The 25,942-nt window shown below is 60.3% G+C and carries 24 protein-coding genes; 9 read left to right on the top strand and 15 right to left on the bottom strand.

Features of this window, described 5'->3' with window-relative positions:
* Positions 1–2: 2 nt before the first annotated feature.
* The 5 genes from HYT87_17710 to HYT87_17690 form a co-directional block, all read right to left on the bottom strand.
* The gene (locus HYT87_17710; GenBank protein ID MBI2061581.1) at positions 3–674 is read right to left on the bottom strand and encodes an ABC transporter ATP-binding protein; all 672 of its coding nucleotides are present in this window, start codon (positions 672–674) and stop codon (positions 3–5) included.
* A gap of 46 nt (positions 675–720) precedes the next feature.
* Positions 721–1,578: a prolipoprotein diacylglyceryl transferase gene (lgt, locus tag HYT87_17705; GenBank protein ID MBI2061580.1), complete on the bottom strand. Its 858-nt coding sequence runs from the start codon at positions 1,576–1,578 to the stop codon at positions 721–723.
* Between the two features lie 65 nt (positions 1,579–1,643).
* Positions 1,644–2,459: a lytic transglycosylase domain-containing protein gene (locus HYT87_17700; protein ID MBI2061579.1), complete on the bottom strand. Its 816-nt coding sequence runs from the start codon at positions 2,457–2,459 to the stop codon at positions 1,644–1,646.
* Between the two features lie 257 nt (positions 2,460–2,716).
* Positions 2,717–3,730: a transposase gene (locus HYT87_17695; GenBank protein ID MBI2061578.1), complete on the bottom strand. Its 1,014-nt coding sequence runs from the start codon at positions 3,728–3,730 to the stop codon at positions 2,717–2,719.
* A gap of 87 nt (positions 3,731–3,817) precedes the next feature.
* Complete coding sequence (locus HYT87_17690; protein MBI2061577.1) at positions 3,818–4,096, bottom strand: hypothetical protein; 279 nt, start codon at positions 4,094–4,096, stop codon at positions 3,818–3,820.
* A 101-nt stretch (positions 4,097–4,197) separates the two neighbouring features.
* Between HYT87_17690 and aroF the strand changes: the two genes are divergently transcribed.
* The 3 genes from aroF (at position 4,198) to HYT87_17675 (ending at position 8,540) form a co-directional block, all read left to right on the top strand.
* The gene (gene aroF / locus HYT87_17685; GenBank protein MBI2061576.1) at positions 4,198–5,217 is read left to right on the top strand and encodes a 3-deoxy-7-phosphoheptulonate synthase; all 1,020 of its coding nucleotides are present in this window, start codon (positions 4,198–4,200) and stop codon (positions 5,215–5,217) included.
* Between the two features lie 78 nt (positions 5,218–5,295).
* Positions 5,296–8,109, top strand: a complete 2,814-nt coding sequence (secA, locus tag HYT87_17680; protein MBI2061575.1) for a preprotein translocase subunit SecA — start codon at positions 5,296–5,298, stop codon at positions 8,107–8,109.
* 137 nt (positions 8,110–8,246) lie between these two features.
* Positions 8,247–8,540, top strand: coding sequence for a 30S ribosomal protein S20 (locus HYT87_17675; GenBank protein ID MBI2061574.1), 294 nt, complete (start codon positions 8,247–8,249; stop codon positions 8,538–8,540).
* Here HYT87_17675 and HYT87_17670 read toward each other — a convergent pair.
* From HYT87_17670 to HYT87_17660, 3 genes are all read right to left on the bottom strand, one after another.
* The gene (locus HYT87_17670; protein ID MBI2061573.1) at positions 8,494–9,414 is read right to left on the bottom strand and encodes a hypothetical protein; all 921 of its coding nucleotides are present in this window, start codon (positions 9,412–9,414) and stop codon (positions 8,494–8,496) included. The genes HYT87_17675 and HYT87_17670 overlap by 47 nt on opposite strands.
* Before the next feature lie 109 nt (positions 9,415–9,523).
* Complete coding sequence (locus tag HYT87_17665; protein MBI2061572.1) at positions 9,524–10,384, bottom strand: hypothetical protein; 861 nt, start codon at positions 10,382–10,384, stop codon at positions 9,524–9,526.
* A 172-nt stretch (positions 10,385–10,556) separates the two neighbouring features.
* Complete coding sequence (locus tag HYT87_17660) at positions 10,557–12,518, bottom strand: UvrD-helicase domain-containing protein (GenBank protein MBI2061571.1); 1,962 nt, start codon at positions 12,516–12,518, stop codon at positions 10,557–10,559.
* A gap of 198 nt (positions 12,519–12,716) precedes the next feature.
* Here HYT87_17660 and HYT87_17655 point away from each other — a divergent pair, with 198 nt between their 5' ends.
* The 5 genes from HYT87_17655 (at position 12,717) to HYT87_17635 (ending at position 17,277) form a co-directional block, all read left to right on the top strand.
* Positions 12,717–13,826 (top strand): ABC transporter substrate-binding protein, encoded by a 1,110-nt coding sequence (locus HYT87_17655; GenBank protein ID MBI2061570.1) that lies wholly within the window; start codon positions 12,717–12,719, stop codon positions 13,824–13,826.
* A gap of 80 nt (positions 13,827–13,906) precedes the next feature.
* Positions 13,907–14,788, top strand: a complete 882-nt coding sequence (locus HYT87_17650; protein ID MBI2061569.1) for a branched-chain amino acid ABC transporter permease — start codon at positions 13,907–13,909, stop codon at positions 14,786–14,788.
* Positions 14,785–15,810, top strand: coding sequence for a branched-chain amino acid ABC transporter permease (locus HYT87_17645; GenBank protein MBI2061568.1), 1,026 nt, complete (start codon positions 14,785–14,787; stop codon positions 15,808–15,810). The genes HYT87_17650 and HYT87_17645 overlap by 4 nt, the downstream gene beginning before the upstream one ends.
* Positions 15,810–16,580: an ABC transporter ATP-binding protein gene (locus HYT87_17640; protein ID MBI2061567.1), complete on the top strand. Its 771-nt coding sequence runs from the start codon at positions 15,810–15,812 to the stop codon at positions 16,578–16,580. The genes HYT87_17645 and HYT87_17640 overlap by 1 nt, the downstream gene beginning before the upstream one ends.
* Complete coding sequence (locus HYT87_17635; GenBank protein MBI2061566.1) at positions 16,573–17,277, top strand: ABC transporter ATP-binding protein; 705 nt, start codon at positions 16,573–16,575, stop codon at positions 17,275–17,277. The genes HYT87_17640 and HYT87_17635 overlap by 8 nt, the downstream gene beginning before the upstream one ends.
* 18 nt (positions 17,278–17,295) lie before the next feature.
* Here HYT87_17635 and HYT87_17630 read toward each other — a convergent pair whose 3' ends face one another.
* From HYT87_17630 to HYT87_17600, 7 genes are all read right to left on the bottom strand, one after another.
* Entirely contained in the window at positions 17,296–17,727 is a 432-nt protein-coding gene (locus tag HYT87_17630) for a Spy/CpxP family protein refolding chaperone (protein ID MBI2061565.1), read from the bottom strand.
* 13 nt (positions 17,728–17,740) lie between these two features.
* A complete protein-coding gene (locus HYT87_17625) occupies positions 17,741–18,118 on the bottom strand; it encodes an isoprenylcysteine carboxylmethyltransferase family protein (protein ID MBI2061564.1) in 378 nt (125 codons plus the stop codon).
* Positions 18,119–18,405: 287 nt separating this feature from the next.
* Positions 18,406–19,179, bottom strand: coding sequence for a type III pantothenate kinase (locus HYT87_17620; GenBank protein MBI2061563.1), 774 nt, complete (start codon positions 19,177–19,179; stop codon positions 18,406–18,408).
* On the bottom strand, positions 19,179–19,976 hold the full coding sequence (locus HYT87_17615; protein MBI2061562.1) for a biotin--[acetyl-CoA-carboxylase] ligase: 798 nt from the start codon (positions 19,974–19,976) through the stop codon (positions 19,179–19,181). The genes HYT87_17620 and HYT87_17615 overlap by 1 nt, the downstream gene beginning before the upstream one ends.
* Entirely contained in the window at positions 19,976–20,899 is a 924-nt protein-coding gene (gene nadC / locus HYT87_17610) for a carboxylating nicotinate-nucleotide diphosphorylase (GenBank protein MBI2061561.1), read from the bottom strand. Before nadC ends, HYT87_17615 begins: the two co-directional genes overlap by 1 nt.
* A gap of 67 nt (positions 20,900–20,966) precedes the next feature.
* On the bottom strand, positions 20,967–23,651 hold the full coding sequence (locus tag HYT87_17605; protein MBI2061560.1) for a valine--tRNA ligase: 2,685 nt from the start codon (positions 23,649–23,651) through the stop codon (positions 20,967–20,969).
* Positions 23,652–23,692: 41 nt separating this feature from the next.
* Positions 23,693–24,520: a response regulator gene (locus HYT87_17600; GenBank protein ID MBI2061559.1), complete on the bottom strand. Its 828-nt coding sequence runs from the start codon at positions 24,518–24,520 to the stop codon at positions 23,693–23,695.
* 366 nt (positions 24,521–24,886) lie between these two features.
* On the opposite strand from HYT87_17600, the gene HYT87_17595 reads away from it, so the two are divergent.
* Positions 24,887–25,942, top strand: a 1,056-nt coding sequence (locus HYT87_17595; protein ID MBI2061558.1) for a hypothetical protein, incomplete at its 3' end; no start/stop codon positions are given.

Genomic DNA, 25,942 nt, shown 5'->3' with positions numbered 1-25,942 from the left:
GTTCAGATCGACGTCAGGAGCGAAGCCTCATCCTGATGCGCCACGCGTCCTTTTCGCAGAAAGACTTTTTCCTTCACAAAGAGGGGCACACCCTCGAGGGAATGGGCCGTCATGACGACCGTGCCCACCGAGGCGAAGGCCCGCACCGCCTCCTCCACGATGCCTTTCGCGGAGGGATCCAGATTGGCAAAGGGCTCATCCAAGAGGAGGACTTCCGGCTGATGCAGGAGCGCCTTGATGATGCTGATGCGCTTCCGGTAGCCGGCCGAGAGCTCGCGCACCAGGGAACGCGCGTAGGTCCCCACCTGGAACCATTCGATCATCTCGGCGATTCGCTTCGCGGAGTCGTCCACTCCGTAAAGACGCGCGAAGAACCTGAGATTTTCCTCGACGCTGAGCTCGGCATACAAATGGCAATCATGCGCCGCATACCCCACCCGCCGCCGGATCTCCCCCTTCTTCTTCCGGAGATCGAGCCCCATCACGCTCCCTTCCCCGCCGTCGATTGCCCACAGCGTGGAGATCACGTTCAGCAGCGTCGTTTTTCCGGAGGCGTTGTGGCCGATGACCGCCACCGCGCGCCCTTCGGGGATGTCCATTTCGAGCTCGGAGAGTACAGGCCGGCCGCCCAGCCGTTTGGTGACGCCGTGGAAGTGAACCGCAGAACCGGGCATGAAGAATTCAGGCGGGGATCTTCAGCGCCTCACCACCCGAAACCGGCTATCTCACTTTCGATGGAACGGGCTTCGAGCGACGGCTCATGATCACAAGCATCAACAGAGACGTCAGGAACAGGACAATGGCGATGAGTTGAGCGTTGGAGAGAAAATCTGGTCCTTGCGGCGAGAGGACATCCACTTTAAGAATGAAGCCCCGGCGGTAGTCGCCTCGCAGCACCTCCACCCAGAATCTCAGGAAGGAGTACAGGGCGATGCATACGAAGGTCACCTGACCGTGGAACTGCTTCCGTTTTCGGAGCCAGACGAAACCGACCAGGAAAACAAGCACGTCCTTGGCCAGCATGTAGAGCTGCGTGGGATGAATGGGCACGTTTTCGAGGTCCGGATAGCCGACCAGATTCGGAAACTTCATGGCCCACGGAAGGTCCGTGGGCTTCCCGAAATCGTCCGCCGCGGAGAAGCAGCCGAGGCGCCCGATGCCGAGTCCCAGGAACACGCACGGCGCGATGATATCGGACCACTGCCACGGATTGATGCCCTTCCGCTTCAGGTAGGCGATGCTCACCAGGAAAGCCAGGATGAAGCCGCCGAAGAAGGCCAAGCCGCCCTTCCAGACCATGATCGCTTCGGCGCAGGAGCTCTCCGTCAGCCCGAGCTTCTCCGGGTAGAAACAGGCGTCGAAGAAGTCGCCGATGTTGACGAGAACATAGTGGAGTCTCGAACCCACGATGCCGGCCACGAAGATCCAGAAGCAGAGGTCCCAGAATTTTTGGACGTCGCCCTTTTCTTCCCGGATGCCCCGCGCCGCGATGGAACTTCCGATGATGAAGCCCAGCGAGAGCATGACTCCGAACGTATAGATCGTGATCGGGCCGATTTTCAGGAGTATCGGATGCACCGCGGCAACCTACCAGAAGCCCCGGGGGAAGTCCACGAAAGGAGGCGGGTGAGGGCCGGCGGCCGTCAGGACGTCAAGTCCTGCCAGATCGCAGCGCGGTCAAAGGGCACTCGGACTCGCACGGGATCAGATCTCCCAAAGCGCACCCCCCCGCCGAAGGATGAGGCCGGCCGCGTGAAGAATGCCTCCCCCAGGTGGGGGTTCCAGAAACGAAGATTGCCCACCGGCACGCCGAGCAATACGGCGAGTGCCTTCGGGTCCATCCAAGGGTCCACGTGGATACCCGTGAGGGGCTGAGGCGCAAGATATTCGATCGGGCCGAGGCCGAATCGCTCGGGATCGCGGGCCAACTGCACGACGGCGTAGAACTTTGGGACGTAGTTGCGCGTTTGATACGGCAGCAGCTCCTGCGCCCGCAGATCCCAAAATTTCCGCGTCCCGCCGTCGCGAATCGCTTCCGCCACCCGGCCTTGGCCCGCGTTGTAGGCCGCCAACGCCATGTCCCAGGAACCAAAACGCTCGAACAGATACCGCAAGTGGACCGCCGCCGCGTAAGTGGACAGCTCCGGATCGCCCCGCTCATCCACCATGCCGTCTACGCGAAGCCCGAGGCTCCGGGCCGTCGCAGGCGTCAACTGCCATAGGCCTTTCGCGCCCGCGGTGGATTCCGCCTGGGCGTCGAAATGGCTTTCCACGAGGACCAAGTAGGCCAGCGCGCGGGGTACGCGGTGCTGGCAGAGCACATCCTGAATGAATTTCAGATAGAGCCCGGACCGCCCCAAGCTCGATTCCAGGGTGTATTTCCGTTCCTCGCTCGAGAGGAGCCGCGTATAGAAATCGATGGCCCGATGCGAGGGAATGGGCAGGACGGGGCAGGCCATCGTAGCGGACGACCGCTCTATCACCGGGAAAGACGAAGAGGATGCACTCCAGAACAGGGAGATCACCCCAACCAGCCCCAATATCCCCCAAGCTTTCCGGCGCTCAGCCCGCCTCTTAACGAGGCTCATCTTGAGCGTCATGACGCAATGCATGACAGTTTTGACGCACTGTGTCAAGTGGAACGGGGAGCCTCGAAGTCCCCCACACTATCCCGGACGCCGGAGCTGGGACGGGGGGACGTTGTTAGTTGTATTATTTATTTGCACCATCCAGCCACCTTACCCGCCCACTCTGCGCGCCCCGCCCCCGCGCGCCGGGCGCCGTGCCAAATCGACACCGGCCTCACACCCAGCGCCTGAGCCAGCGCCCTCCCGCTGCGACCCAAGTGCTCCGTCCACACGTACGCCACCACAGCCCGGACGCGCGAGACATCCCGCCTCCGGCTCCCCCCCAAGACCGCCTCCGCCGACACCCCCATCTCCCTGCATACGCGACCCAGGAGCACCGGCAGGGATACCCTAGACCGCTGAAGCCGGCTCCGGGTCTCCCCCAACGTCTCCGCCTCACGAACCAGCCTCTCCACAAATTCACCCGTCCCGAGAACTCTCTCGTCCGACAAAAACGCCTCCCGGCCCCTCCTCATGGCCCTCACGGATTCCCATCCCCCCGCGCTTCGGATCAATCCACCCCCCATAAGTTCCGGGCGACGGCCTTGATCCCTCCCCGCTTCCACGTATTCGCGATACCGAGAACGCGCCCTTCCCGCCTGGGAGCCAAATCGACTCAAAACCGACTCCGTATCCTGCCACTCCCGATCCACCCGACCCATTAACGCGCTGTGCCCCGAATACGGGTACTCGTCCAACTCCTCCATATCCCTCACCACGCCGGCCCGCAGCGGATTCAAATGCAGGTACCGCACCAACTCCAGGAAATAACCCTCCTCCTCCACCACAATCGATTTGAATCGGTTCTGGAACAGGTGCCCCGCCCGACAATGCCGCAGATTGAACGACACCGCATATCCCGTCATTAGTCGCCTCATGCTGCGCGACAGGGGCATCCCCACCGTTCGAACCAATAGGTGGAAGTGGTTCGGAATCAGGGCCCACGCGTAGACCGCCCATGCCTTCTCCCCCGCCAGTCGGCCCACGCGATCCAAGAAGTCTCCGCGGTCCCCGTCGTTCGTGTAGATGGCTTGCCGGACAATCCCGCGTCCCATCACGTGATGCAGGGTGCCCGGGGTATCCAGTCGCGCCATCCGCGGCATGATTCGTCCACTCTATCATAAACAAATAATACTAACAACGTCCCTACGACACTCTGTCCGCCGAAAAGGCCGAAAGTGCCACTCGCTTCACGCTTGTGGCTCATCGGCGGCTTTGGCCTCCCGGTCTCGGAGAATTTTCCGCCACCGGTTCCGGTTGGTGTAGAACCGGGACGTGAGCGTGTTCAATCGGAAACGCTGGCTCGTGTTCATGGTGGGCAGGTGCGACAACGCCAGGACCTCGCGTTCCACCTTGCCGAGGAGGGTCAGCGGTTCCATCTGCTCCCCGCCGTTGAGGTATTGATCGTACTGCCGAAGGAGGAGCGTGAGGTCCTTCTCCAATTGAGTCAAGCGCTGGGGAACCTCCATCCTCCAAAGTTTAGCACGGGGCGACCTCATGACAAACTTGATTTGATTCGGCGGGGAGACAAACCTATAATGTACGCTTCCATGTCGAAGGAGATCCACCCATGGTCGTAGTCATGCAAAAGGGCGCCTCGCGCGAAAAGGTCGAGGCCGTCCGCCAAAAAGTTGTCGAACTGGGTTACACCCCCCATTTGATCACGGGGGTGGAGCGGACGGTCATTGCCGCCGTGGGTGATGAGCGGGGAAAGGCCACCGCCAAGGAGTCGCTGGAACAGCTCAACGGCGTGGAAAAGGTCGTCCTTATCCTGGAACCCTTCAAGCTGGCCTCCAAGGAATACAAGAAAGAACGCACACCGATCCGTATCAACGGCGTTCAATTGGGCGGGAACGAGATTGCCGTGATCGCAGGCCCCTGTTCCGTCGAAAGTCAGGAGCAGATCATCGGGGTCGCCGAGGAAGTCAAGAAAGCCGGGGCCCGGTTCCTCCGTGGAGGGGCCTTCAAACCGCGAACATCTCCGTTCGCGTTCCAGGGTTTGGAGGAAGAAGGTCTCAAGTTGCTCGCGAAGGCCAGGGAGAAGACGGGGCTGCCCATCGTGACCGAAATTGTGGATCCTGCGGATGCTTCGTTGTTCGAAGAGTATTCGGATGTGATTCAAGTGGGCGCGCGAAACGCCCAGAACTTTGCGCTCCTCAAAGTGCTCGGCAAGGCGAAGAAACCCGTCCTGTTGAAAAGAGGACTGTCGACCACGATTCAGGAGTTTCTCTTGTGCGCCGAGTACGTGCTTTCGGGCGGCAATGAAAACGTCATTCTGTGTGAACGCGGAATCCGGACGTTCGAGACGTCGACCCGCAACACCTTGGATCTCAATGCGGTCCCCGTCCTTCAGGAGAAGACGCACCTGCCCGTGATTGTGGATCCGAGCCACGGCACGGGGTACTGGCAGTACGTCTCCCCCATGGCGAAGGCGGCCGTGGCCTGCGGCGCGGACGGGCTCATTATCGAGGTTCACAATCAGCCCGACAAGGCACTGAGCGACGGCGGACAATCCCTCAAGCCGAAGAAATTCGCGTTGCTGATGGCGGAGCTGCGAAAGTTTGCCGAAGCCGCCGGCCGGCGCATTTAGCGCCCGTCCCGCGGGCCTTCTCCGTCCCCTCGGCGCATGGCATTTCGCCAGACCCTCCCGTAGAATGGTGACCGCGCCATGATGCGTTGGATCCTCGAAAAAATATTCAAGACGAAGACCGAGCGGTACGTCCGCGGCCTTTGGCCGCTGGTGCGCGAGGTCAACGCCCTTGAGCCGACTCTTTCCCAGCTCAACGATGAAGCCCTGGCCGCCCAGACGGCCAAGCTGAAAGGACGGATCGAAAAGGGCGAGGAGATCGATGCCATTCTGCCGGAGGCCTTCGCCACGGTCCGCGAAGTTTCCCGGCGCTTCATCGGGCTGCGGCACTTCGATGTCCAGCTCATCGGCGGGATCGTCCTCCATCGGGGCAAAATCGCGGAAATGAAAACGGGAGAAGGGAAGACGCTCGTGGCCACGCTGCCCATCTATCTCAACGCCCTCACCGGCCTTGGGGCCCATCTCATCACCGTGAACGACTACCTCGCCCGGCGCGACGCCCAGTGGATGGGTCCGATCTATCTCGCGTTGGGTTTGGAGGTCGGCGTCATCCAACACGAGGCCTCCTTCCGGCTCAAATGGGACCCCAAACAGGGCAAGTTCGGCGTGAGGCTCCAGCCCTGCTCGCGCAAGGAGGCCTACGGGGCGGACATCACCTACGGGACGAATAACGAGTTCGGGTTCGACTACCTCCGGGACAACATGAAATATTCCATCGAGGAATACGTTCAGCGGGAGTTGAACTTCGCGATCGTGGACGAAGTGGACTCGATCCTTGTGGATGAAGCGCGCACACCGCTCATCATCTCGGGACCCGCCGAGGACAGCACCGATAAATACTATACGGTCGATCGGATCATCCCCCGACTCACGAAGGGCGAGGAGACCAAGCAAGAAGACGGCACCAAGACGTATACCGGCGATTACACGGTCGATGAAAAAGCCCGTAGCGTCATGCTCACCGAGGAGGGCATCGGAAAAGTCGAAAAAATGCTGAACGTCGAAAACCTGTACGATCCGAACCACATCGAGATCGTTCACCACGTCAATCAGGCCCTCAAGGCTCACGAATTGTTCAAGCTGGACGTGGATTACGTGGTGAAGGACGGCAAGGTGCTGATCGTGGATGAATTCACCGGGCGGCTCATGCCGGGCCGCCGCTGGAGCGAGGGGCTCCATCAGGCCGTCGAGGCGAAAGAGTCGCTCAAGATCGAGCGCGAGAACCAGACGCTCGCCACGATCACCTTTCAAAACTATTTCCGCATGTACGACAAGCTCGCGGGGATGACCGGCACAGCCGCGACCGAAGCCTCCGAATTCGAGCAGATTTACAACCTGGAGGTCATCACCATCCCGACGCACCGGCCGATGGTCCGGCAGGACTACGCCGATCTCGTGTACAAGAACGAGAAAGGGAAGTTCAACGCGATCGTCGGCGAGATCAAAGACGTTCACGCGAAGGGCCAGCCGGTGCTGGTCGGCACGATATCGATTGAGAAGTCGGAACACCTTGCCGGAATGCTGAAACGCGACGGCATCAAGCACAACGTTCTCAACGCCAAGCAGCATGAGAGGGAGGCCGAGATCATCGCCCAAGCCGGGCGGAAGGCGGCGGTGACGATATCCACCAATATGGCGGGCCGCGGCACCGACATCGTCCTCGGAGGAAATCCGGAGATGCTGGCGCTCACGGTGATGAAACCCAGCGCCTCCCCCGAGGAAAGGGACGAGATCATCGCCAAGTATCGCGAACAGTGCGCGAAGGAACGCGAGGAGGTGGTGGCCGCCGGCGGGCTACACATCATCGGAACGGAGCGGCACGAGGCGCGGCGCATCGACAATCAGCTCCGCGGCCGATCCGGCCGGCAGGGCGATCCGGGATCCTCCCGTTTTTATCTTTCCCTCGAAGACGACCTCATGCGGATCTTCGCGTCGGACCGCGTTCGCAGCATCATGGAGCGCTTCGGACTGCCGGACGATGAGCCGATCGAACACCCCTGGGTCACCCGCGCCATCGAAACGGCCCAGAAGAAAGTCGAGGCGCATAACTTCGATATCCGCAAGCACCTCTTGGAGTATGACGATGTCATGAACAAGCAGCGGGAAGTTGTCTACACCTACCGCCGGAAGCTCCTCGGCGAGCCGAATCTGAAGGATGAAGTCGTGAAACTCACGGAGGACACCCTCGATATCATCGTGCCGCAGTACATCCCGGAGAAGGGCGGGCGCGATCAGTGGGATGTCGACGGGCTGCGGAAGATGCTCTTCAAACAATGTGACGTCCACACGGATTCGCAGATCAACCCGGATGAACTCCAGGGTCTCGATGCGGCCATCGAGGTGCTGACGGAACTCGTCTCCAAGCGCTATGAACAGAAAGAGACCGAGACGGGCACCCCGATCATGCGCCAACTGGAACGGTACATCCTGCTCAGCACGATCAATCAGCTATGGAAGGACCACCTGCTCAGTATGGACCACCTGAAGGACGGCATTGGGCTCCGCGGGTACGGCCAGAAGGACCCCCTGCGTGAGTATCAAAGGGAGGCGTTCGACATGTTCTCCGACATGATGGAGCGATTCGCGATGGATTCGGTGGAAAAGCTCTTCAAGGTCCAAGTGCGAGTCCCCGAGAAGGAGGAGATCCGCCTTCCCGCCGCGATGTCGAGACCGATGCAAACGATGGAATCCCATCCGGGCGCCTCGGAGAGCGCTCCGGTGCCGGTAGTCGCCGCTCAACCCGGGCCGGCCGCCGGGCCCATTCCCATCGGCGCCCGAAGGCCGGGCCCCCCGCCCAAGGTGACGACCGTCAAGCGCGAGCTTCCCAAGGTGGGGCGAAACGATTCCTGCCCTTGCGGGAGCGGCAAGAAGTACAAGAAGTGCCACGGGGCGTGACGAAGTCGTGAGCCGGTGAGCCCGTGATCCCGAAAGAGCCTTCTTCCAAGTTCCTTCCCGTTCACGATTCGCGGTTTCACGGGATTACGATTCGCTACACTTGCATTTGGCGCCACACTCCGCTATAAGACCGCGTCATGGCCAGGCATGCATCGCCGATCAAAGAGCTCCGGAAGATCAAGAACCGGAGGGCGCGGAATCTCTATCACCTGTCCCACATGATGCGATCCGTGAAAGCCGTTCTCCGGGCCATCGAGGAAAAGGAGTCGGAAAAAGCCAAGACACTTCTGGGCGAAGCCGTCGCCCGGATCCAGCACACCGCCTCGCGCGGGGTGATCCACCGGAACGAGGCCAACCGGCGAGTCTCCCGCCTCGTCCGCCGATTCAACGCGTTTCTAGCAGAGAAAACAGCGCCCGCCGCATCAAGATAGCGTCGGACAGCCGGCTGCTTTTCACCTCGGAATCCAGTTTCGCCAGAATCGACAGGAGTCGAAGACCTTCCTCACCGGAAATCGAGGGACCGGAACTTCGCCACGCATTTTTCGGCGGCGCTATTTCGCGTCGAACGTAGCCGGCCAAGCCGCCGATGACCATGAGTGGCGAATCGGCCCATTCGATCAATTTTTCCAGGGAGAGGAGGGCGGCGGGGGCCTGGCGTCTGACCACCGCTTCACCCAGTTGATACGCGGTGCGCTCCGCGGTATCGGCCACGCAATCGCGGATGTCTTCAATGCCCAACGGCTTGGTCGCTTCCGACTGCACCCACGAAATCCTTCTCGCGCACTGGTCGATCTCCGTCAGCGAGTTTCCCGCCCGATCGATCAGCCAATCCCTGGCCTCGGGGTCCAAACGGACGCCGTGCTCGGTGAGGAGACGGTCCACCCACGTTCCAAGATCGGCTCCACGCACGGGCTTGCACTGAACGACTTCAACGTTTGCGCCCGCTTTAAGCCAGGAAGGGACTTCCCATCCTTCGTCCCGAATGATGAGGAGCGAATCGGGCGCCGGGGCGCCGCAATATTCTCCGAGGGTCTTGTGGTCTTTCTTGGCCAGCGATTCGGCCCCGTACAGGAGCGCCATGCGTTTACCCGACCACAGACCGGTGGTCGTCAGGTGCGCGAGCATGCGCGTGAGTGAGAAGTCGAACTTGACGTGCTCGACGGCGGGAACGATGTCGGGCAAGAAGCGTTTCTTCAGTTCCCCGAGGCCGATCCGGAAGAAATACGATTCTTCGCCGAAGAAAAAGTAAACCCGCTTCAGGGTCGAGGCCCGGGCGAGGGACGCGAGGAATTCAGCGGCGTGCACCACCCCATCATGGAGCGGTAGGCGCGGAAATCAAATGAATAGTCCGGAAGGCCTACCCGCCGCCCTTTCCGCTACGCTCCAAGGACGGCGATAGGAAGGTTTATGGGGTCTACCCGCCGCCGCCCATGAGGCGGAGGGCGCTGCCGCGGAGGTTGTTGAACTGCGCCGCGGCGGCGATGCCCGCGCGGCCCACGATCTTGTTTCGGGTGAGCGCGGCCACCTCGTTCGCAAAGTCCGTGTCGGCAATCTGGCTGTTGGCCGCCCTCGTGTTGACGTTCTGGTTCTCCAGATTGCGCTGGCCGACTTCCAACCTGTTGATCGATGCTCCGAGATTGCCCCGGTCGATCGAAATCTGGTTCATCGCAGTGTCGATGGATCGTAGAGCTTCCTGAGCATTGGCCTGACTTGAAAGATCTTGTGTGCTGAGTGCGGTGATCGGGGGAGCCGCCGCCGGGTCGGCGCCGCGCGTTGCCGTCGTCGATTGAGGAATAGTAGCATTCACTTGGCTTTCAGCTCCGGCAGTGGTGCCGGCTTGGACGCTGACCGTTCCCCCGTTCGCCAGAGTGTTGCCGCCCACTTCCGTCGTATTGGCGACCCGATCGAACTCCTGGCCAAGTTGCTGGAATTCATTATTCAGCGCGGACCGAGCGGCATCGTCGGTCGTGCCGTTGGCGGCCTGCATGGCCAACTCGCGCTGACGGACCAGGATATCCTGCTGTGAGGACAAAGCACTGTCCGCCGTTTGAAGCTGGGGGGCGGCCTGGTTGATGTTTTGGATCGCGGTGTCCTGCGAAACGATGTCCGCCTTCAATCGCTGCGAGATGACGAGATTCGCGGGATCGTCACCTGCCCGCTGGATTCTGTTGCCGGAGGACAGCCGGCCTATGTTGAGATTGGCCGCTCCGAAGTTCCGATTGATGTTGTTCCGTGCCCCGATCGCCGGTGAATCGTCGTTTATTCGCATTGCCATGGCTGCCTCCCTATCGAAACGAAATTATGCCCCTTATTGAATATAGGTTCAAGCGTCATATGAACCACTATCGGCAATCGGAGAAAGAACTTTAGCTTGACTTTAAGTTCTTGTGACGTAAATCACACTTGTCTCTATATACTAATACTATCAATACATATTCCCATGGAGGTCAAACCTCGATAGTGGGATTGGCGCCGCGGACCTCGATGAGGTTCGAAGGAAGCTCGCCGAGGAATCTCGAAGGACGCTTGTACCGAACACTTCCGAAAAGTTGGCGGACCTTGGCGAACGAGAGGTACAGCCGGTCTTTGGCCCGAGTCATCCCCACGTAGAAGAGGCGACGCTCCTCTTCCAGATCGAAATCGTCCGAGTCCCGCCTCCGCAAGGGGAAAAGCTCCTCCTCCATGCCCACCAAAAACACCACGGGAAATTCGAGTCCCTTGGCGCAGTGCAACGTCATGAGAGCCACGCGCTCGGGCCCTTCGGAAAAGTCGTCCGCCCGCGTGAGAAGGGTGACGTAGGACAGATAGTCGTCCAACGTGCTCTCGGGGTTCCGCGATGCATAGTCCTTCATGCCGGTGACCAGTTGCCGGAGGTTGTCGCGCCGGTTGTCGAAATCCTCCGGATGCTGAACCGCGAGTGCATCGAGATAGCCTGACTCCTTCACTACAAATGTAGCCAGATCGGGATAGGCGTCCGTGGGGAGCCGCTCGCGCTCCTTCTTAAGTCGCTCCAGAAAGGCGCGGAGCCGTTCGAGTCCCGTTCGCGAGCGTCCCTTGAAGGCCGGGTCTTGCGAAGCCGTTTCCACCGCGCCGACAAAGTCGATCCCTTTCTGGCCGCGCAAGACATCCAGCTTCCCGACGGTGGCGTCTCCGATTCCCCAGGAAACCGCTCCCACAATTCGAATAAAACTCATCCGATCCACGGGATTGGAGAGGAGGCGCAGAAAAGCCAGCACATCTTTGATTTCTTTCCTCTCGTAGAACCGCAGGCTGCCGATCACCTGGTAATCGATCCCCCACTCGGCCAGTTGCTCCTCGAACACACGGGATTGGGCATTCGTGCGGTAGAACACGGCCATGTCGCTGGGACGGAATCGTCCCCGCTTGGTCAGCGATTGGATTTCCGCGCACACCTGCTCGGCCTCGTCGGACTCATTCTCCGCCACGAGGAGCGTGAGCGGATCGCCTTTCCGATTCTCCGTCCACAGTTCCTTCCCTTTGCGCCCCACGTTCCGCCGGACCACGTTCGAAGCCGCCGTGAGAATGGACTGGGTGGACCGGTAGTTCTGCTCCAATTTGATGACCCGGCATTCCTTGAAGTGGCGCTCGAAGTCGAGAATGTTCTTCAGCTCCGCCCCCCTCCATCGGTAAATCGACTGATCGTCATCCCCCACGACACACAGATTCCCCGTCGGCCCGGCGAGCCTTCGGAGCAGGTCGAACTGGACGGCATTGGTATCCTGGTACTCATCGACCTCCAGGAACGACCATCGCCGCCGACACGCCTCCAGGACTTCCGGACGCTCGTCCAGGAGCCGAACGGCGTAGACCAATAGATCGCCGAAATCGAGCGCGGCGGATTCTTTCAACAATTTCTCGTAAGCCTCGTAGATTTTCCGGAGCCGCTCACCGAAGAAGTCGTCCGTATTCACCTTCTCGGGACCGGCCCCCCGATCCTTCAGTCTTTGAATCCTACCGTGGATGTATCTCACGGGATTTGTCTCCGTGCTGAGATCGAGCACCTCCAGGGCGTGGGTCAACAGTTTCTCCTGGTCGTCCTCGTCGTACACCACGAAGTTAGGAGGTGTTCCAATCAGACTGCCGTAGCGGCGGAGGAGGCGCAGGCAGACCGAATGAAACGTGCCCATCGTCAGCCCATCCGGCCGGATGCCTTCGCGCGTCAGAATACTCTCGATCCGCGAACGCATTTCGTCGGCCGCCTTGTTGGTGAAGGTCAACGCCAGGATTTGCGAGGGAAGTGCGCCGTGCTTTTCGACGAGATGGGCGATCCGATAGATCAGCACTCGGGTTTTTCCACTCCCCGCCCCCGCCAGAATCAGGAGAGGCCCTTCCACATGGCGGACGGCCTCCCATTGCTGTGGGTTGAGTTCCTTCTCGTAGTCGATCATCGCCGATCTCCAGCCCTAAGTGGCCTGAAGAACCAGGGTGAGATGGCCACGGCGTCCGCCATCCGGCGAAACAGCCTCGCCAGGACAGCCCAACGTCATTGCGAGCAAAGCGAAGCAATCTCGAAATGAGTCCATGCCGGCTCATATCTACCATGCCCGCGGCTTGACGCCAATCCGGTGAATTGGTAATCCCTGAACATGATCAACCTACTCCTCGCTCTCTCTTCGTTCCTCGTTACGGCCGATCCCGCCCTTCCGGAGAAAGCCAAGGTCGGTGTCGTTCTCTCCATGACGGGCGACACGGCGGCCTTCGGGGACATGACGTGGACGGGCATTCAGATCGCCAAGGAGATGAAGCCGAAAGTGCTCGGCGCGGATTTGGAGCTCGTGCTCGTGGACAACAAGAGCGACAAGATCGAGGCCGCCAATGCCGCCCAGCGCGTTGTTCAGCGCGACAAAGTCATCGCCATCCTTGGCGAGGTGGCTTCCTCCCGGTCCATGGCCATCAGTTCCGTGGCGGAGTCGAAAAAGATTCCACAAATTTCCCCCTCGTCCACCAACCCGCTCGTGACACAGGGCAAGAGATATGTCTTTCGGGCGTGTTTCATCGATCCCTTCCAGGGTCAGGTCATCGCCAATTTCGCCCTACAGAATCTCAAGGCCAAGACCGCGGCATTGCTGACGGACATCGCGCAGGACTACTCCGTGGGGCTGTCCAACTATTTCAAGACCACCTTTGAAAAAGGCGGCGGCAAGGTGATCAAAGAGCTGCGCTATCAGACCAACGATCAGGATTTCTCTCCGCAACTGACCGTGCTGAAGGGTACGCCTCCGGACGTTCTGGTGATTACCGGTTACTACCAGGAGGCGGCACTGGTTTCGAAGCAGGCCCGTGGTCTCGGGCTGAAGTCGACGATTCTCGGCGGCGATGGCGCGGAAGCGCCGGAGCTGCTCAAGCTGGGGGGTGAGGCGGTGGAAGGGTTCTACTTCTCCACCCATTTCGACGAGAAATCCGCGACTACGGCCATTGGCAGGAAATACGTCGAAGCCTACCGCGCGAAATTCAACAAGGCGCCGGACGCCCTCGGGGCGCTCGGGGCGGACGCCTATTTCATGCTGGCGGAAGCCATCGAGAAGGCCAAGAGCTTCGAACCGGAAAAGATCCGCGACGAATTGGAGAAAATGAAGGGCTTCGAAGCCGTCTCCGGCATCATCTCGATGGATGAGAAGCATAACGCGGTGAAATCCGCGGTGGTGAAGAAAGTCGAAAAGGGCGAGTTCGTCTACGTCACAACGGTCAATCCCTGAATCGTGAACCCGTGATCCCGTAAGACCGTGATCCCGATCGATCCAACCGGTTCACGGGATCACGATTTTCGGCTTCACGACTGATAGTGGAACTTCTTCTCCAACAGCTCGTCAACCTGCTTTCCCTCGGAAGCCTCTACGCCCTCATCGCCATTGGGTACACACTGGTCTATGGCGTGCTCCGATTGATCAACTTCGCGCACGGCGATGTCATGATGGTGGGCGCGTACATCGCCACCTTCGCCCTGACCCGGCTCCCTTGGCCCGCCGCTTTCGGGGTGGCCGTTTGCGGCACCGCGCTCCTGGGCGTTGCCATCGAGCGAGCGGCCTACCGGCCCCTTCGGACCGCCCCGCGGCTCTCACTCCTGATCACGGCCATCGGGGCCTCGCTGTTCCTGGAAAACATCGGGATCGTCGTCTTTGGAGGACGCCCCCTCGCCTTCCCAGCCATCGGGCTGTTTGATCGAGTCTTGCACATCGGGGGCATATCCCTCCCGCTCCTCAGCGTGTGGATCCCGGCCGGAACGGCGGTGGTCCTCGCGGTGACGTTTTGGATCATCTACCGCACCCGAACCGGCATGGCCATGAGGGCGATCTCGCGCGACCGCGAAACGGCCCAGCTCATGGGCGTGAACGTGAACCGCGTGATCACGCTGACCTTTGCGCTCGGGTCGGCGCTCGCCGCCGTCGGAGGCATCATGTGGTCGATCAAGTTCACTTCGATCACCCCCCTGATGGGCGTCATGCCGGGGATCAAGGCGTTTGTGGCCGCCGTTCTTGGAGGGATCGGCAGCGTTCCGGGCGCCGCGCTCGGGGGCCTCGTCCTGGGGGGACTGGAAGTGCTGTTCGTCGCCTTCCTCCCCGAACTCTCAGGCTATCGCGATGCCCTCGCCTTCTTCATTCTGATCGGAATTCTGCTGATCAGACCGAGAGGAATCATGGGAGAAGATCTGCCTGAATGAAAAGCACTCGATGGCTGACCCTCGCGGCGGTGGCCGCCCTGTTCGTGGCCGTTCGTTGGATTGAATCGACGGACTCCTCCTACCTTATCCAGATCCTCACCGTCTCGGCCATCTACGCCATCATGGCCACCAGCTACAACTTGGTGAACGGTGTCACGGGGCAATTTTCCCTCCAACCGAATGCTTTCGCCGCCATCGGAGCCTACGCGACGGCCATCCTCACCCTTTCGCCGGAAGAGAAGGCGATGTCCTACGCCATCGAACCCATCGTCAGCCCTCTCGCCCATCTCTCGATCCCCTTTCTCCCGGCTCTCCTCCTCGCCGGTCTGCTCTCAGCGGGCGTCGCCTTCCTGCTCAGCTTTCCCGTCTTCCGCGTGCGAGGCGACTATCTGGCCATCGTCACCCTCGGGTTCGGTGAGATCATCCGCATCTTCGCAACAAATTGGATCAGCATCACCAACGGACCTTTGGGGCTGAAAGGGCTGCCGGCCAAGACCACACTGACCACTACGTTTGTCTGGCTCGCCGTGACGCTCTTCATCCTCACGGGTCTGATCCGTTCATCGACGGGCCGGGCGTGGCGCGCGATCCGTGAAGATGAATCGGCGGCCCGGGCCGTTGGAGTGAACGTCTTCCGGTTCAAGATGCTCGCTTTTGTCATCAGTGCGTTTTTCCAAGCCATTGGGGGGGGGCTGCTGGCCCATTTGCTCACGACCGTGGACCCGAAACTGTTTACATTTTTCTTCACGTTCAATCTGCTCATCATCATCGTGATCGGCGGACTGGGCAGCATGACGGGGGCCACGGTCGCTTCGTTTCTTTTCGCGTTCGGCTCCGAGTTCCTTCGTTTCGTGGAAGAACCCCACCTCCTCGCCGGACACGAACTCCCCGGCATACCCGGCCTCCGCATGGTTATTTTTTCGCTCCTGCTGATCCTCATCATGCTGTTCTTCCGCCGCGGGCTCTTCGGGCCGGTCGAATTCTCCTGGCGGATGTTCGCGCGCAAGACCAAGGCGGTTTGATGCGTTCGATCCATCTGTCCGGGCTCACCATCCGTTTCGGAGGACTCGAGGCCGTGTCCTCCCTCGACCTGGAGGTGCCAACCGGCTCCATCCATGGCCTTATCGGCCCCAACGGCGCCGGTAAGACCACCGTGTTCAATGCCATCTCCGGTTTCGTCCGACCCGTCGCGGGAGGCGTTGAGATCTCCGGCCGCAAAGTGACCGGCTGGCAGCCCCACCGGATCGCGGCGCTCGGCGTTGGCCGCACGTTCCAGAATATTCGGCTCTTTCCGGATCTCACGGTTCTGGAAAATCTCCTTATCGGGTTTCACACGCAGGTAAGACAGGACCTCCTCGGAGCCGTTTTCAGACTCCCGCGGAAGGGCCGCGAGGAGCGGCAATTGGAAGCCTCGGCGAGGAAGCTGCTCGATGCGGTCCATCTCGGGCCGCACGCTTCATTGCGCGCACAGTCCCTGCCCTACGGGCACCAACGGCGTCTCGAAATTCTCAGGGCACTCGCCCTGAAGCCGAAGGTCTTCCTTCTGGATGAGCCCGCGGCCGGGATGAATACGCGGGAAAAGGACGAGTTGAAATCCTTTATCGGCTCCGTTCGGACTCAATTTGGACTGACTATTCTAATCATCGAGCACGACGTCAAACTGGTGATGGGTCTGTGTGAGCGGATTACCGTGATGGACCACGGCGTGAAGATTGCGGAAGGGAATCCCGACGAGGTGCGCCGCGATCCGTCCGTCATCGAAGCGTACACAGGGCAGGAAGCTCATGCTTAGCGTCCACCATCTCGAGGTGTTCTACGGCGGGATCCAGGCGCTCCATGGCGCCACACTCGAAGTGCCCAAGGGGAAGATCGTCACGTTGATCGGTGCGAACGGTGCAGGGAAATCGACGCTCCTCAGGGCCATTGCCGGTCTCGTGCCCTCCAAGCGGGGGGAAATCAGATTCGAGGACGTGCCGATTCTGGGACGGCCCGCGTACGCGATCGCCCGCTCCGGTCTCGTCCTGATTCCCGAGGGTCGGAGAATCTTCCCCAACTTGTCGGTCGAGGAAAACCTCAAGATGGCTACTTTCGCAAGGCCGTTGGCCACACAGCAAAATGGCGGCTTGGAGCATGTATTTCAGCTCTTCCCGCGGCTCAAAGAGCGGGCCCGTCAATTGGGCGGAACCCTCTCCGGCGGGGAGCAACAAATGCTGGCCCTGGGCCGCGCCCTCATGGCCTCTCCAAAACTCCTGATGATTGACGAGCCTTCACTCGGGCTTGCGCCCAAGATGGTCACGCTGGTCTTCGACGCGCTTCTGAAAATCCATCAGGAAGGAGTTACCCTGCTCCTGGTTGAGCAGAATGCGAAACTGGCCCTTCAAGATTCGGACTACACCTACGTCATCGAGACGGGATCAATCACCCTCCATGGCCCGAGCAAGGACCTCCTCGACAATCCCCGCGTCCAGGAAGCCTACCTGGGCGCCTAAGTCGGCGCCAGCAACGCTTCAGTCTTCGCCTGTGCCGGGCTTCCCGTTGGAGCCGCGGTGCTTGTCCATCCAGAGGACGAACTTGGCCTGCTGGATCGGCGTCAGGACGCCCCGGAGGTTCTCCATGTGCCTGTCCATTGCCTCGCCCACCTGCTTCTTGAGATGGTGCAGGGCATCCACTTTCCCCTGAAGATCGGCATCCGCGGCTTTTTCTTTCACCAACTTCGTGAGGTCTTTCATCAGCGATTCGCGTTCAGATTTGATCTTCTTCACCAGCTCGCGATGCTCCTTCCGGATGCCCTCGATTCTTGCCTGCTGGTCTTTGCTCAGTCCCAGCTCCTCAATCCAGGCTTCCCGGTCGGGCTTGTGGTCTGTTTTCCCCGCCCAAGCGGACCCCGCGAGCAGGATCAACGCCCCGAGAACGGATACGATTTGCACCCCGCTTCTCATCGGCTTCCTCCTCTCAATAGACATGCGGCAACAGCCGCCAAGATGTTTTCTTGTATTCTTCATAGGCTGCACCGAAAGCGTCGCCAAGAAGTTTCTCCTCGATGGTCATGCGCCACGCTACAGCCGGGAAGAAAAGTATCGTCACGGGCATTCCCAGCCATGATCTGAACACCAAAGGGAAACCGATCGACAACAAGATCAGCCCCAGATAGAAGGGATGGCGAATCCACTGATAGGGCCCCCGGCGAATGAGCTGATGATCCTTCTGAACCATGATTCTTGGGCTGAAGAAGCGTCTCAGCGTCAGAAGCGCCCAGGACGCAACGCCGAGACCAGCCAGCATCAGAGCCAGTCCCAGAGGTCGGTAGATTTCCGGGTAGGCGAGGATCATCCATACAGGCGATCCGAGGTGATCCATTCTCGGAAGCGCAAACATACCGAGGGCAAAGCCTCCCGTTACGAAAGGCGGGATGATCGCCTGGAGTCTCGATTCCGATTGGGCGGGGCCCGAAAGCCTGATGCCTGCGGCCAGGCCCGCCCAAAACATTGGCCAGAGAGAAGCGAGCGCGACCGCCCTTTCCCAGGAGGAAAAAAACGAGGCAAGATCCCCCCACCCCCATCCCAGAAGCATAAGGAGCCAGCAGGGACCCGTCAGGACTAGCCCCAGGACGGCTTTCTTCATCGTTCCCCCACGTTCCGGTCGAAGATGATCTTTAGTCCGCGGAGCGTCAGCATCTCGTCCCATTCATCAATGCACGTGGCATCGCGCTCGATCAGGCCCCCGAGTCCGCCGGTCCCGAACACCCGCGCCTCGGCGCCCACTTCGCGCTTCAAACGCCGGACCATCTCCTCCACGAGACCGAGATACCCGTAGTACATGCCGGACTGAATGCTTTGGATGGTGTTCTTGCCGATAACCCGCTCCGGCCGGACAATTTCGACGCCCGGAAGCTTCGAGGTGCGCGAGACCAGCGCTTCCAGAGAGATCCCGATGCCCGGCGTGATGACTCCCCCGATGTACTCACCTTTCCTGGATATACAATCGAACGTCGTCGCTGTTCCGAAATCCACGACCAGGCACTCCCGGTGGCACGACTCGAAAGCCGCAACCGCATTCACCACCCGATCCGCGCCCACTTCCCGAGGGTTGTCGTACAGGACCGGCATGCCGGTCTTGATCCCCGGCCCGACGATAAGCGGCCGGGCGTGAAAATATTTCTCTCCCATCTGTTCCATGGGAAAGAGCACGGGTGGGACCACGCAGGACACAATCAGGTGCTCGACGACGGCAGGATCAAGTCCTTTCCTCTCGAGCAGGCTCATGATGAAGATCCCGTACTCATCGGCGGTGCGGCCCTTCTCGGTTGCAATCCGCCAATCGTGCAACAATTTCGGACCATCGAACACGCCCAGCACGGTGTTTGTATTTCCGACATCCACGGCCAGCAGCATCAGACCCTCGCCACCCTTTCCGCCTCGCCGGAGAACACTTTTCGCCGCGATCCATCCTCATCTCCGAGAATGATGGCTCCGAGATCGTCGTATCCGATAACCACACCTTCGGTCACGGTTCCCCGTTCCGTCAAGCGGATCCTTTCGCCGGAGAGCATATCATACGCCAACCATTTTTCACGCACGGACGCAAATCCATCGCCGAGAGCCTTCACATACTCTGAGTCCATCCTGCCGATCAACGTGGAGCCCACGACTCCCCGGTCGAACCTTCTGCCCGATTGCTCGGCCAACGAGGTGGCGGTGGGACGGATCTCCTCCGGCCAGTCGCGCCCGTTGACGTTCAGCCCGATCCCCACCACTACCCAGTCCACTCCCCGCGACCCTCCCTCCATGTCAACCAGAATTCCGGAACACTTCTTACCCCGAAGGAGAATATCGTTGGGCCACTTGATGCCCGCCCGGATACCGCACACGGCGCGCACGCTCTCCGCCACGCAGACGGCGGCGAAAAGGGAAAGCAAGGGGGCCTTGGACGGCTCGATTGAGGGGCGCAGCAGGACGGACAAGTAGAGATTCACACCTGGCGGCGAGTACCAGGAACGCCCGTGGCGTCCATGCCCCGCCGTCTGGTGATCGGCGATCACGACCATTCCCTCTTCTTCGCCCGCTCGCGCGAGGGCTTTCAGGTGTTCGCTGGTCGACTCGATCTCCGAAAAGCAGACCACCCTTCTGAGAACGGAACAGCCCTCCAGTCGGGATTCCAGATTCCGGAGATCGGAAGGGAGTTCCGCCATCAGGATCGGCGCGGCAGCAACCTCATCGACATATGCAAATCCACGGACGGCGCGGAGTGAGTGAGCGCTCCCACGGAAATCCGGTCGACGCCCAGCCCGGCCAGTCGTCCCACATTTCGCAAGTTCACCCCTCCGGACAACTCGATCTTGACTCGCGGGTGGTGCGCCTTCACCCATCGAACGGCTTGGCCCAACGACGAGCCGTGGAAGTTGTCCAGCAGGATGATCGATGTTCCCGCCTCACAGGCTTCCTTCACCTGGCGCAGGTTTTCGGTTTCGGTGATAACGGACCCGCCGTTCACCGACACTGCCCGCCGAACCGCCGGCGCTATTCCACCCGCCGCCTTGATATGATTGTCCTTGATCAAACACCCGTCGTAGAGGCCCATTCGATGATTGCGTCCACCGCCTATTCGAACCGCATATTTTTCCGCCTGCCTCAGCAGCGGCGTCGTTTTCCTCGTATCCAGAATCACGGCGCGGGGACCCCATAGCGATTCTTTTCGCCGTCCCCTGAGCCGTGCAAAGGGGGCGGCGCGTGACCCACCAACCGCATCGACAAACCGGCGCGTCAGCGTCGCGATGCCGCCCAGCCGACCCAGAAAATTGAGACTCACCCGTTCGCCCGCGAGCAAGGCTCGTGCGGGACCGCGGACTTCGGCTAGAACTTGGCCTTTCCGAACTCTCCGGCCGTCCCGAACCCGCAAGCGTACACGCGTGCCCCGATCCAATTGCCGGTAGACTTCCTGCACGAACGGAAGTCCTGCACAGACGCTCGATTGCCTGGAGATGATCTGCGCGACCGCGCGGACTGATGCCGGAACGACGACCTTCGATGTTATGTCGCCTTTGCGGCCGAGGTCCTCGCGAAGCGCCTCGCGAACGAGTCGGCGAATTTCAGCAGGCGGCAGAACGAAACTCACCCCACCACCACCTTCAAAATCTCAAATTTCAAATTTGAAATCTCAAATTCGGAGGGGGGTGGCGGGCTCACGCCCGGAGTTCGGCGAGCCGCTTGTCGATATCCTCCGCCAGCCGAGCCAGCTCGTCTTTCTGCTTACGGGCACGATCCACCACCTCCGCCGGCGCGCGGCGGACAAAATCGTCCTTACCCAGACGGTCCGACACGCGGCGAAGTTCTCCGTCCACGGAGGCGCGTTTTTTCTCCAACTCGGCCAATTCTTTCTCGTGTCCCCCCTCCCATTCCATGCAGAGTGTCGTTCCACCACCCAGCGGTATCGCCACGCCTCCCTTGCCCATGGCAGGAAGTTCAGCTGAGATCTCGAGTGGATCGGCCTTGATGAATCGAACGGCAAGGTCCCGATGCCGACCCAACACGTTTCGCGACTCCGCCTCACCGCTCGCCAGAACCACTTTCACAGACTTGTCCTGGGGAACGCCCAGGGTCGAACGCTGATGCCGCCCCTCCGTGATCGCCCGCCGAACTGTTTCAATCTCGGATTCAAGTCCTGGGTCAATCCAAGAGGGCTGGGCGAGGGGGAACTCCTCCCAACACAGCCTCCCCTCGGAGAACTTGCCCAGGCTCCAGATTTCTTCGGTGACGAACGGCACGAACGGATGCAGAAGCTTCAGGATGTTCGACAGAACCCACACCATGGTCCGGCGAGAACCGTCACTCGCCCCACCCTCGGATTGAAGCCCTGGTTTGGCCATCTCCAGATACCAGTCGCAGAAGTCGTTCCAAACGAAGTGGTACATCGTGTCCGCCGCGTCACTGAATCGATAGTCGTTGAGGGCCGCCGACGTCCGACCGATCGCGTCCTGAAGACGCGACAGAATCCATCGATCGTACGGACCGAGCTCTTGCGTCTTCGGAGGGATCACCGACGTGCCTCCGGCGTTGCGCAGCACAAATCTCGCGCTGTTCCAGAGCTTATTGATGAAGTGCTTGTAGCCCTCGATCCGCTCCCAGTTCAGTTTCACATCGCGCCCCAGCATCACCATCGAAGCCAGCGTAAAGCGAAGGGCGTCCGTGCCGTACTCGTCCATGATCTCCAGCGGATCGATCACGTTGCCCTTCGACTTGCTCATCTTCTTCCCTTCCGCGTCCCGCACGAGGGCGTGGATGTAGACCGTGCGGAACGGGACGTCTCCCATGAACTTCAGCCCCATCATCATCATGCGAGCCACCCAGAAGAAAAGAATGTCGAACCCGGTAACCAGCACGCTGGTGGGGTAAAACGTCTTGAGGTCCTTCGTCTCACTCGGCCACCCAAGCGTGGAGAACGGCCACAATGCGGAGGAGAACCACGTGTCCAGCACATCCGTGTCCTGCTCCAGATTGGTTCCACCACACGAGGGACACGTCTTTGGAACTTCAACCGACACAACGGGCGCACACTCTTTTCGCCCTTCGCCTTCCGCCTTTCGCCCATCCAAGCAATACCACACCGGCACCCGGTGTCCCCACCAGATCTGCCGCGAAATGCACCAGTCGCGGATGTTGTCGAGCCAGTCGAAGTAGGTGTTTTCCCAGTGGGCGGGAACGAGTTTCATTCGGCCGTCGCGCACCGCCTTCGCCGCCTCGTCGGCCAGGGGTTTCGTTTTCACAAACCACTGAAGCGAAACGCGCGGTTCGACGACCGTCCGGCAACGGTAGCAGTGACCGAGAATCAAGTCGTACGGTTTTTCAGATACGAGCAGCCCCCGTTCCCCAAGATCGGCAAGAATCTTCTTTCGGCATTCGAAGCGGTCCAGCCCTTTGTAGTTTTCCCCGGCATCGGAGGACATCTTTCCAAATGGGTCCATGATGGAAATCTCGGCGAGCTTGTGCTTGCGGCCCAACTCAAAATCCTTGAAGTCGTGTGCCGGTGTGATTTTCACGGCGCCCGTTCCGAATTCCCGCTCGACAGTCTCTTCGGCAATGACGGGAACATCCCTCTCCACGAACGGAATCCGGACGGATTTCCCGATGACACCTGCGAAGCGCGAATCCTCGGGGTGCACCGCCACCGCTGTGTCGCCGAGAAGCGTCTCCGGCCGCGTCGTCGCCACCACCAAACTTCCACTCCCGTCCGAAAAGGGATACGCAATCTCCCAGAGGTGCCCTTTCGTAGGCACTTGTTCGACTTCCAAATCGCTGAGGGCGGTCTGGCACCGGGGGCACCAGTTGATCATGTACAGCCCGCGGTAAATCAATCCCCCATTGTAGAGGCGCACAAACACCTCGCGGACCGCTTTCGAAAGTCCATCATCCATCGTGAATCGGAGGCGCGACCAATCGCAGGACGCCCCCAGGCGCTTGAGCTGGTTGACGATGACGTCGCCGTACTTCCCCTTCCATTCCCACACTCGCTCGATGAACTTCTCCCGTCCGAGGTGGTGACGTTTCTTCCCTTCTTTCCCCAGTTCGCGCTCGACCACGTTCTGTGTGGCGATGCCCGCATGATCCGTGCCTGGTAGCCACAAAACCGCCTCGCCTTTCATCCGATGCCAGCGCGCGAGAATGTCTTGAAGCGTATTGTTGAGAGCGTGACCCATGTGCAGGGACCCCGTAACGTTCGGCGGAGGAATCACCATGCAGAACGGATGCCGTTGTTGCCCATCCCGGGATCCCGCCTCTGGAGCGAACAGATTCTCCCTGAGCCAAACCTCGCTCCATCGGATCTCCACATCTTTCGGCTCGTAGGCTTTGGGGAGATCGATTCCGCCCACCGCTGGAGAGGGCAGCCGATTTGGGGTGCGGGGTTGAGTGCTCACCGCTTGCCCAACTTCTCGTCCACGATCTTCTCCACGATGGCCGGAAGGCTCCGGATGATGGCATCGGTGACTTCCTGAAACTTTGCGTTCAGCATGTCACGGAGCTGGGCGGATGGGTCTCCGACGCGAGATGCCGGAACCGATGCGGGCACGGATTTCAGAATTGCGCTTGCCGCGGGAGCGGCGCGGCCACCGCGAAGAGGAGCGGCGGCGGCGGGGCGTGGGGTCACCGGCGCAGGTCTCCCACCCATCGGGAATGGAGTCGGTCGAGTGCCGCGGACATCGAGCAGGCCCTCGCCGACAAGCTCCTCCTTCAAGCTCCTTGCTGGAGTGGCCGGCGCCGGCGCCTTCGGAGGCGCACCGGGGTGGGGTCCGGTGGGAACGCGTTCGCCGGCGGGACGTGACACGGCTGCAGGCCTTGGGGTGATCGACGGATTCGGCGTGAGCGATCCCGTCGCCGCTTCCTCGAGCACCCGATCGACAATCTCCACCACGTCGGTCGACTTGAAAGGATAGTTCAGCACGGCGTCCACACCGATCTGGGAGGCGAGTTGAGTGTCCACGGGCTGGCCTCCCTTGCCTGCGATGATGATGGCCGGCTTGGGGGAACTTCCTTCGGATTTCCACTGGCGAATGAGTTCGTACCCGTCGATGCCCGGAAGCATGATGCCCGTCATCAAGAGATCCGGCTGCGACTGTTTCCACACCTCGATGGCCGCTTCGCCGTGCGACGCGGTATACACCTCATGCCCGATCGGCTGGAGACATTTCTTGATCATCCCCGGAATGAGGTGATTGAATTCCGCCACCATGATCTTCGCCATGGGAGGGATTATACTCACAACCGACGCCAAATCCGAGTGACGGTCTGCCCTTTTTCTGCGTAGTAACTCAAATACCCTCCTGCTTCGTTGTGGTTCTCAGAAAAAAAACCCGCCCCAAGCGGGGTTTTCCGGCCAAGTGCCTCTCCCCGAAAATCGAATTGTGATGTGGATCACACTGGTGGCGGTAGGTGTGAAGCACCCATTGACAATTAAGATGCCCTCGGCCAGACTTGGCCTATGTCCAGAGGCTCGGGGCGTGTGGGTAGTTTGGGGATTTCCGCGCTCTTCTGTCTGCTGATCTCAGGCCTGATCTCAATCCCATCCACAGGTTGCAAGGGCAAGACTTTCGGACAATCTCGGCCGTCTGTGCCGGTTTCGGAGTCCCCGTCATCGTCCGTGTTCCAGGTTGTGGGGCAGGTTCTTGACTTGGAGTCAGGCGACCCGCTCTTCAATGTCCGCGTCAGGATCAACTCCATCGGTCAGGAATCCCGGATAGTGGAAGGCATGACCGACGGGCTGGGCCTGTTTACTCTGGCCGTGGAAGAAAAGGGGCCTGCTTCGATTTGGGCCGAGAAAGAGGGCTACTCGCCTCAGTCGCAGATTCTCGAAATCGGAGCGACGTCCGATTCAATTCAGCTCAAGCTGCGGCCCGTCACGTTCGTTCAGGACCTCGAGGTCAGTCCCGAGATGGGATCTCTTGAGGTCAAGGCGCCGGACAACAGTTTGAGCGTCGTGATCCCCAATCCTTCCGAATCCCTGGGCATCCGCGGCGTGCTGAGGGCCGAAATCACGGTGGGCGATCCACGGCAAAATCAGGATGCGTTCCCCGGCGGTTTCATGGCGGTCGACGATGGGATCAGAGGCGGAGTCCGGGGATCTCCCAAGCGGATCCTCCGACGGCAGGCCGACGGATCGGGGAGCGAGATTGTGGAACTTGCAAGCGTGATGTTCGGGAACATTACGCTTAGAGATACCGACGGAAATGTTGTTTCCTCACTCGCGCAACCGGCCAAAGTCCGGATGAAAATCCCACCCGGGACCATGAATCCATCAACCAATGCGCCGTTCCTGGTGGGCGACACCATACCGACCTACTACATAGACGAGCAACTGGGCACGTGGGTTCCGGAAATCGATGAATCGGGAAATCAAGTTCTGGGGACCATTGTGGAAGGTCCCGACGGGCTCTATAACGAGTTTCTGGCTCGGCACTTTAGCTGGTGGAACCTGGACCAGCCGATCAGAACTCGCGGCTGCGTGCGGGGTCGGGTCGCGGACCTCTGCGGGCAATCGAAAGCGGGGTACCGGGTCTGCGGCAAAGGCGTCTCGTTCAATGGAGCCACGTGCAACGGCGTTCTCGGCACCGCCGCCCAATCGCTCGGGATCGGAGGCGTAGACAAGAAGGAAGAACCGACGGCCTCC

The organism is Nitrospirota bacterium, assembly GCA_016180645.1.
GTDB lineage: Bacteria > JACPQY01 > JACPQY01 > JACPQY01 > JACPQY01 > JACPAV01.
Note: the sequence above shows the minus strand (reverse complement) of the source record. Positions and strands in the feature narration are given on the sequence as shown.

Excerpts from the sequence above, each read along its gene's own strand:
- HYT87_17710 (MBI2061581.1), bottom strand. The coding sequence starts at position 674 with ATGCCCGGTTCTGCGGTTCACTTCCACGGCGTCACCAAACGGCTGGGC.
- HYT87_17700 (MBI2061579.1), bottom strand. The coding sequence starts at position 2,459 with ATGGCCTGCCCCGTCCTGCCCATTCCCTCGCATCGGGCCATCGATTTC.
- HYT87_17695 (MBI2061578.1), bottom strand. The coding sequence starts at position 3,730 with ATGCCGCGGATGGCGCGACTGGATACCCCGGGCACCCTGCATCACGTG.
- HYT87_17690 (MBI2061577.1), bottom strand. The coding sequence starts at position 4,096 with ATGGAGGTTCCCCAGCGCTTGACTCAATTGGAGAAGGACCTCACGCTC.
- aroF (MBI2061576.1), top strand. The coding sequence starts at position 4,198 with ATGGTCGTAGTCATGCAAAAGGGCGCCTCGCGCGAAAAGGTCGAGGCC.
- secA (MBI2061575.1), top strand. The coding sequence starts at position 5,296 with ATGATGCGTTGGATCCTCGAAAAAATATTCAAGACGAAGACCGAGCGG.
- HYT87_17675 (MBI2061574.1), top strand. The coding sequence starts at position 8,247 with ATGGCCAGGCATGCATCGCCGATCAAAGAGCTCCGGAAGATCAAGAAC.
- HYT87_17665 (MBI2061572.1), bottom strand. The coding sequence starts at position 10,384 with ATGGCAATGCGAATAAACGACGATTCACCGGCGATCGGGGCACGGAAC.
- HYT87_17660 (MBI2061571.1), bottom strand. The coding sequence starts at position 12,518 with ATGATCGACTACGAGAAGGAACTCAACCCACAGCAATGGGAGGCCGTC.
- HYT87_17655 (MBI2061570.1), top strand. The coding sequence starts at position 12,717 with ATGATCAACCTACTCCTCGCTCTCTCTTCGTTCCTCGTTACGGCCGAT.
- HYT87_17645 (MBI2061568.1), top strand. The coding sequence starts at position 14,785 with ATGAAAAGCACTCGATGGCTGACCCTCGCGGCGGTGGCCGCCCTGTTC.
- HYT87_17640 (MBI2061567.1), top strand. The coding sequence starts at position 15,810 with ATGCGTTCGATCCATCTGTCCGGGCTCACCATCCGTTTCGGAGGACTC.
- HYT87_17635 (MBI2061566.1), top strand. The coding sequence starts at position 16,573 with ATGCTTAGCGTCCACCATCTCGAGGTGTTCTACGGCGGGATCCAGGCG.
- HYT87_17630 (MBI2061565.1), bottom strand. The coding sequence starts at position 17,727 with ATGAGAAGCGGGGTGCAAATCGTATCCGTTCTCGGGGCGTTGATCCTG.
- HYT87_17625 (MBI2061564.1), bottom strand. The coding sequence starts at position 18,118 with ATGATCCTCGCCTACCCGGAAATCTACCGACCTCTGGGACTGGCTCTG.
- HYT87_17620 (MBI2061563.1), bottom strand. The coding sequence starts at position 19,179 with ATGCTGCTGGCCGTGGATGTCGGAAATACAAACACCGTGCTGGGCGTG.
- HYT87_17615 (MBI2061562.1), bottom strand. The coding sequence starts at position 19,976 with ATGGCGGAACTCCCTTCCGATCTCCGGAATCTGGAATCCCGACTGGAG.
- HYT87_17600 (MBI2061559.1), bottom strand. The coding sequence starts at position 24,520 with ATGGCGAAGATCATGGTGGCGGAATTCAATCACCTCATTCCGGGGATG.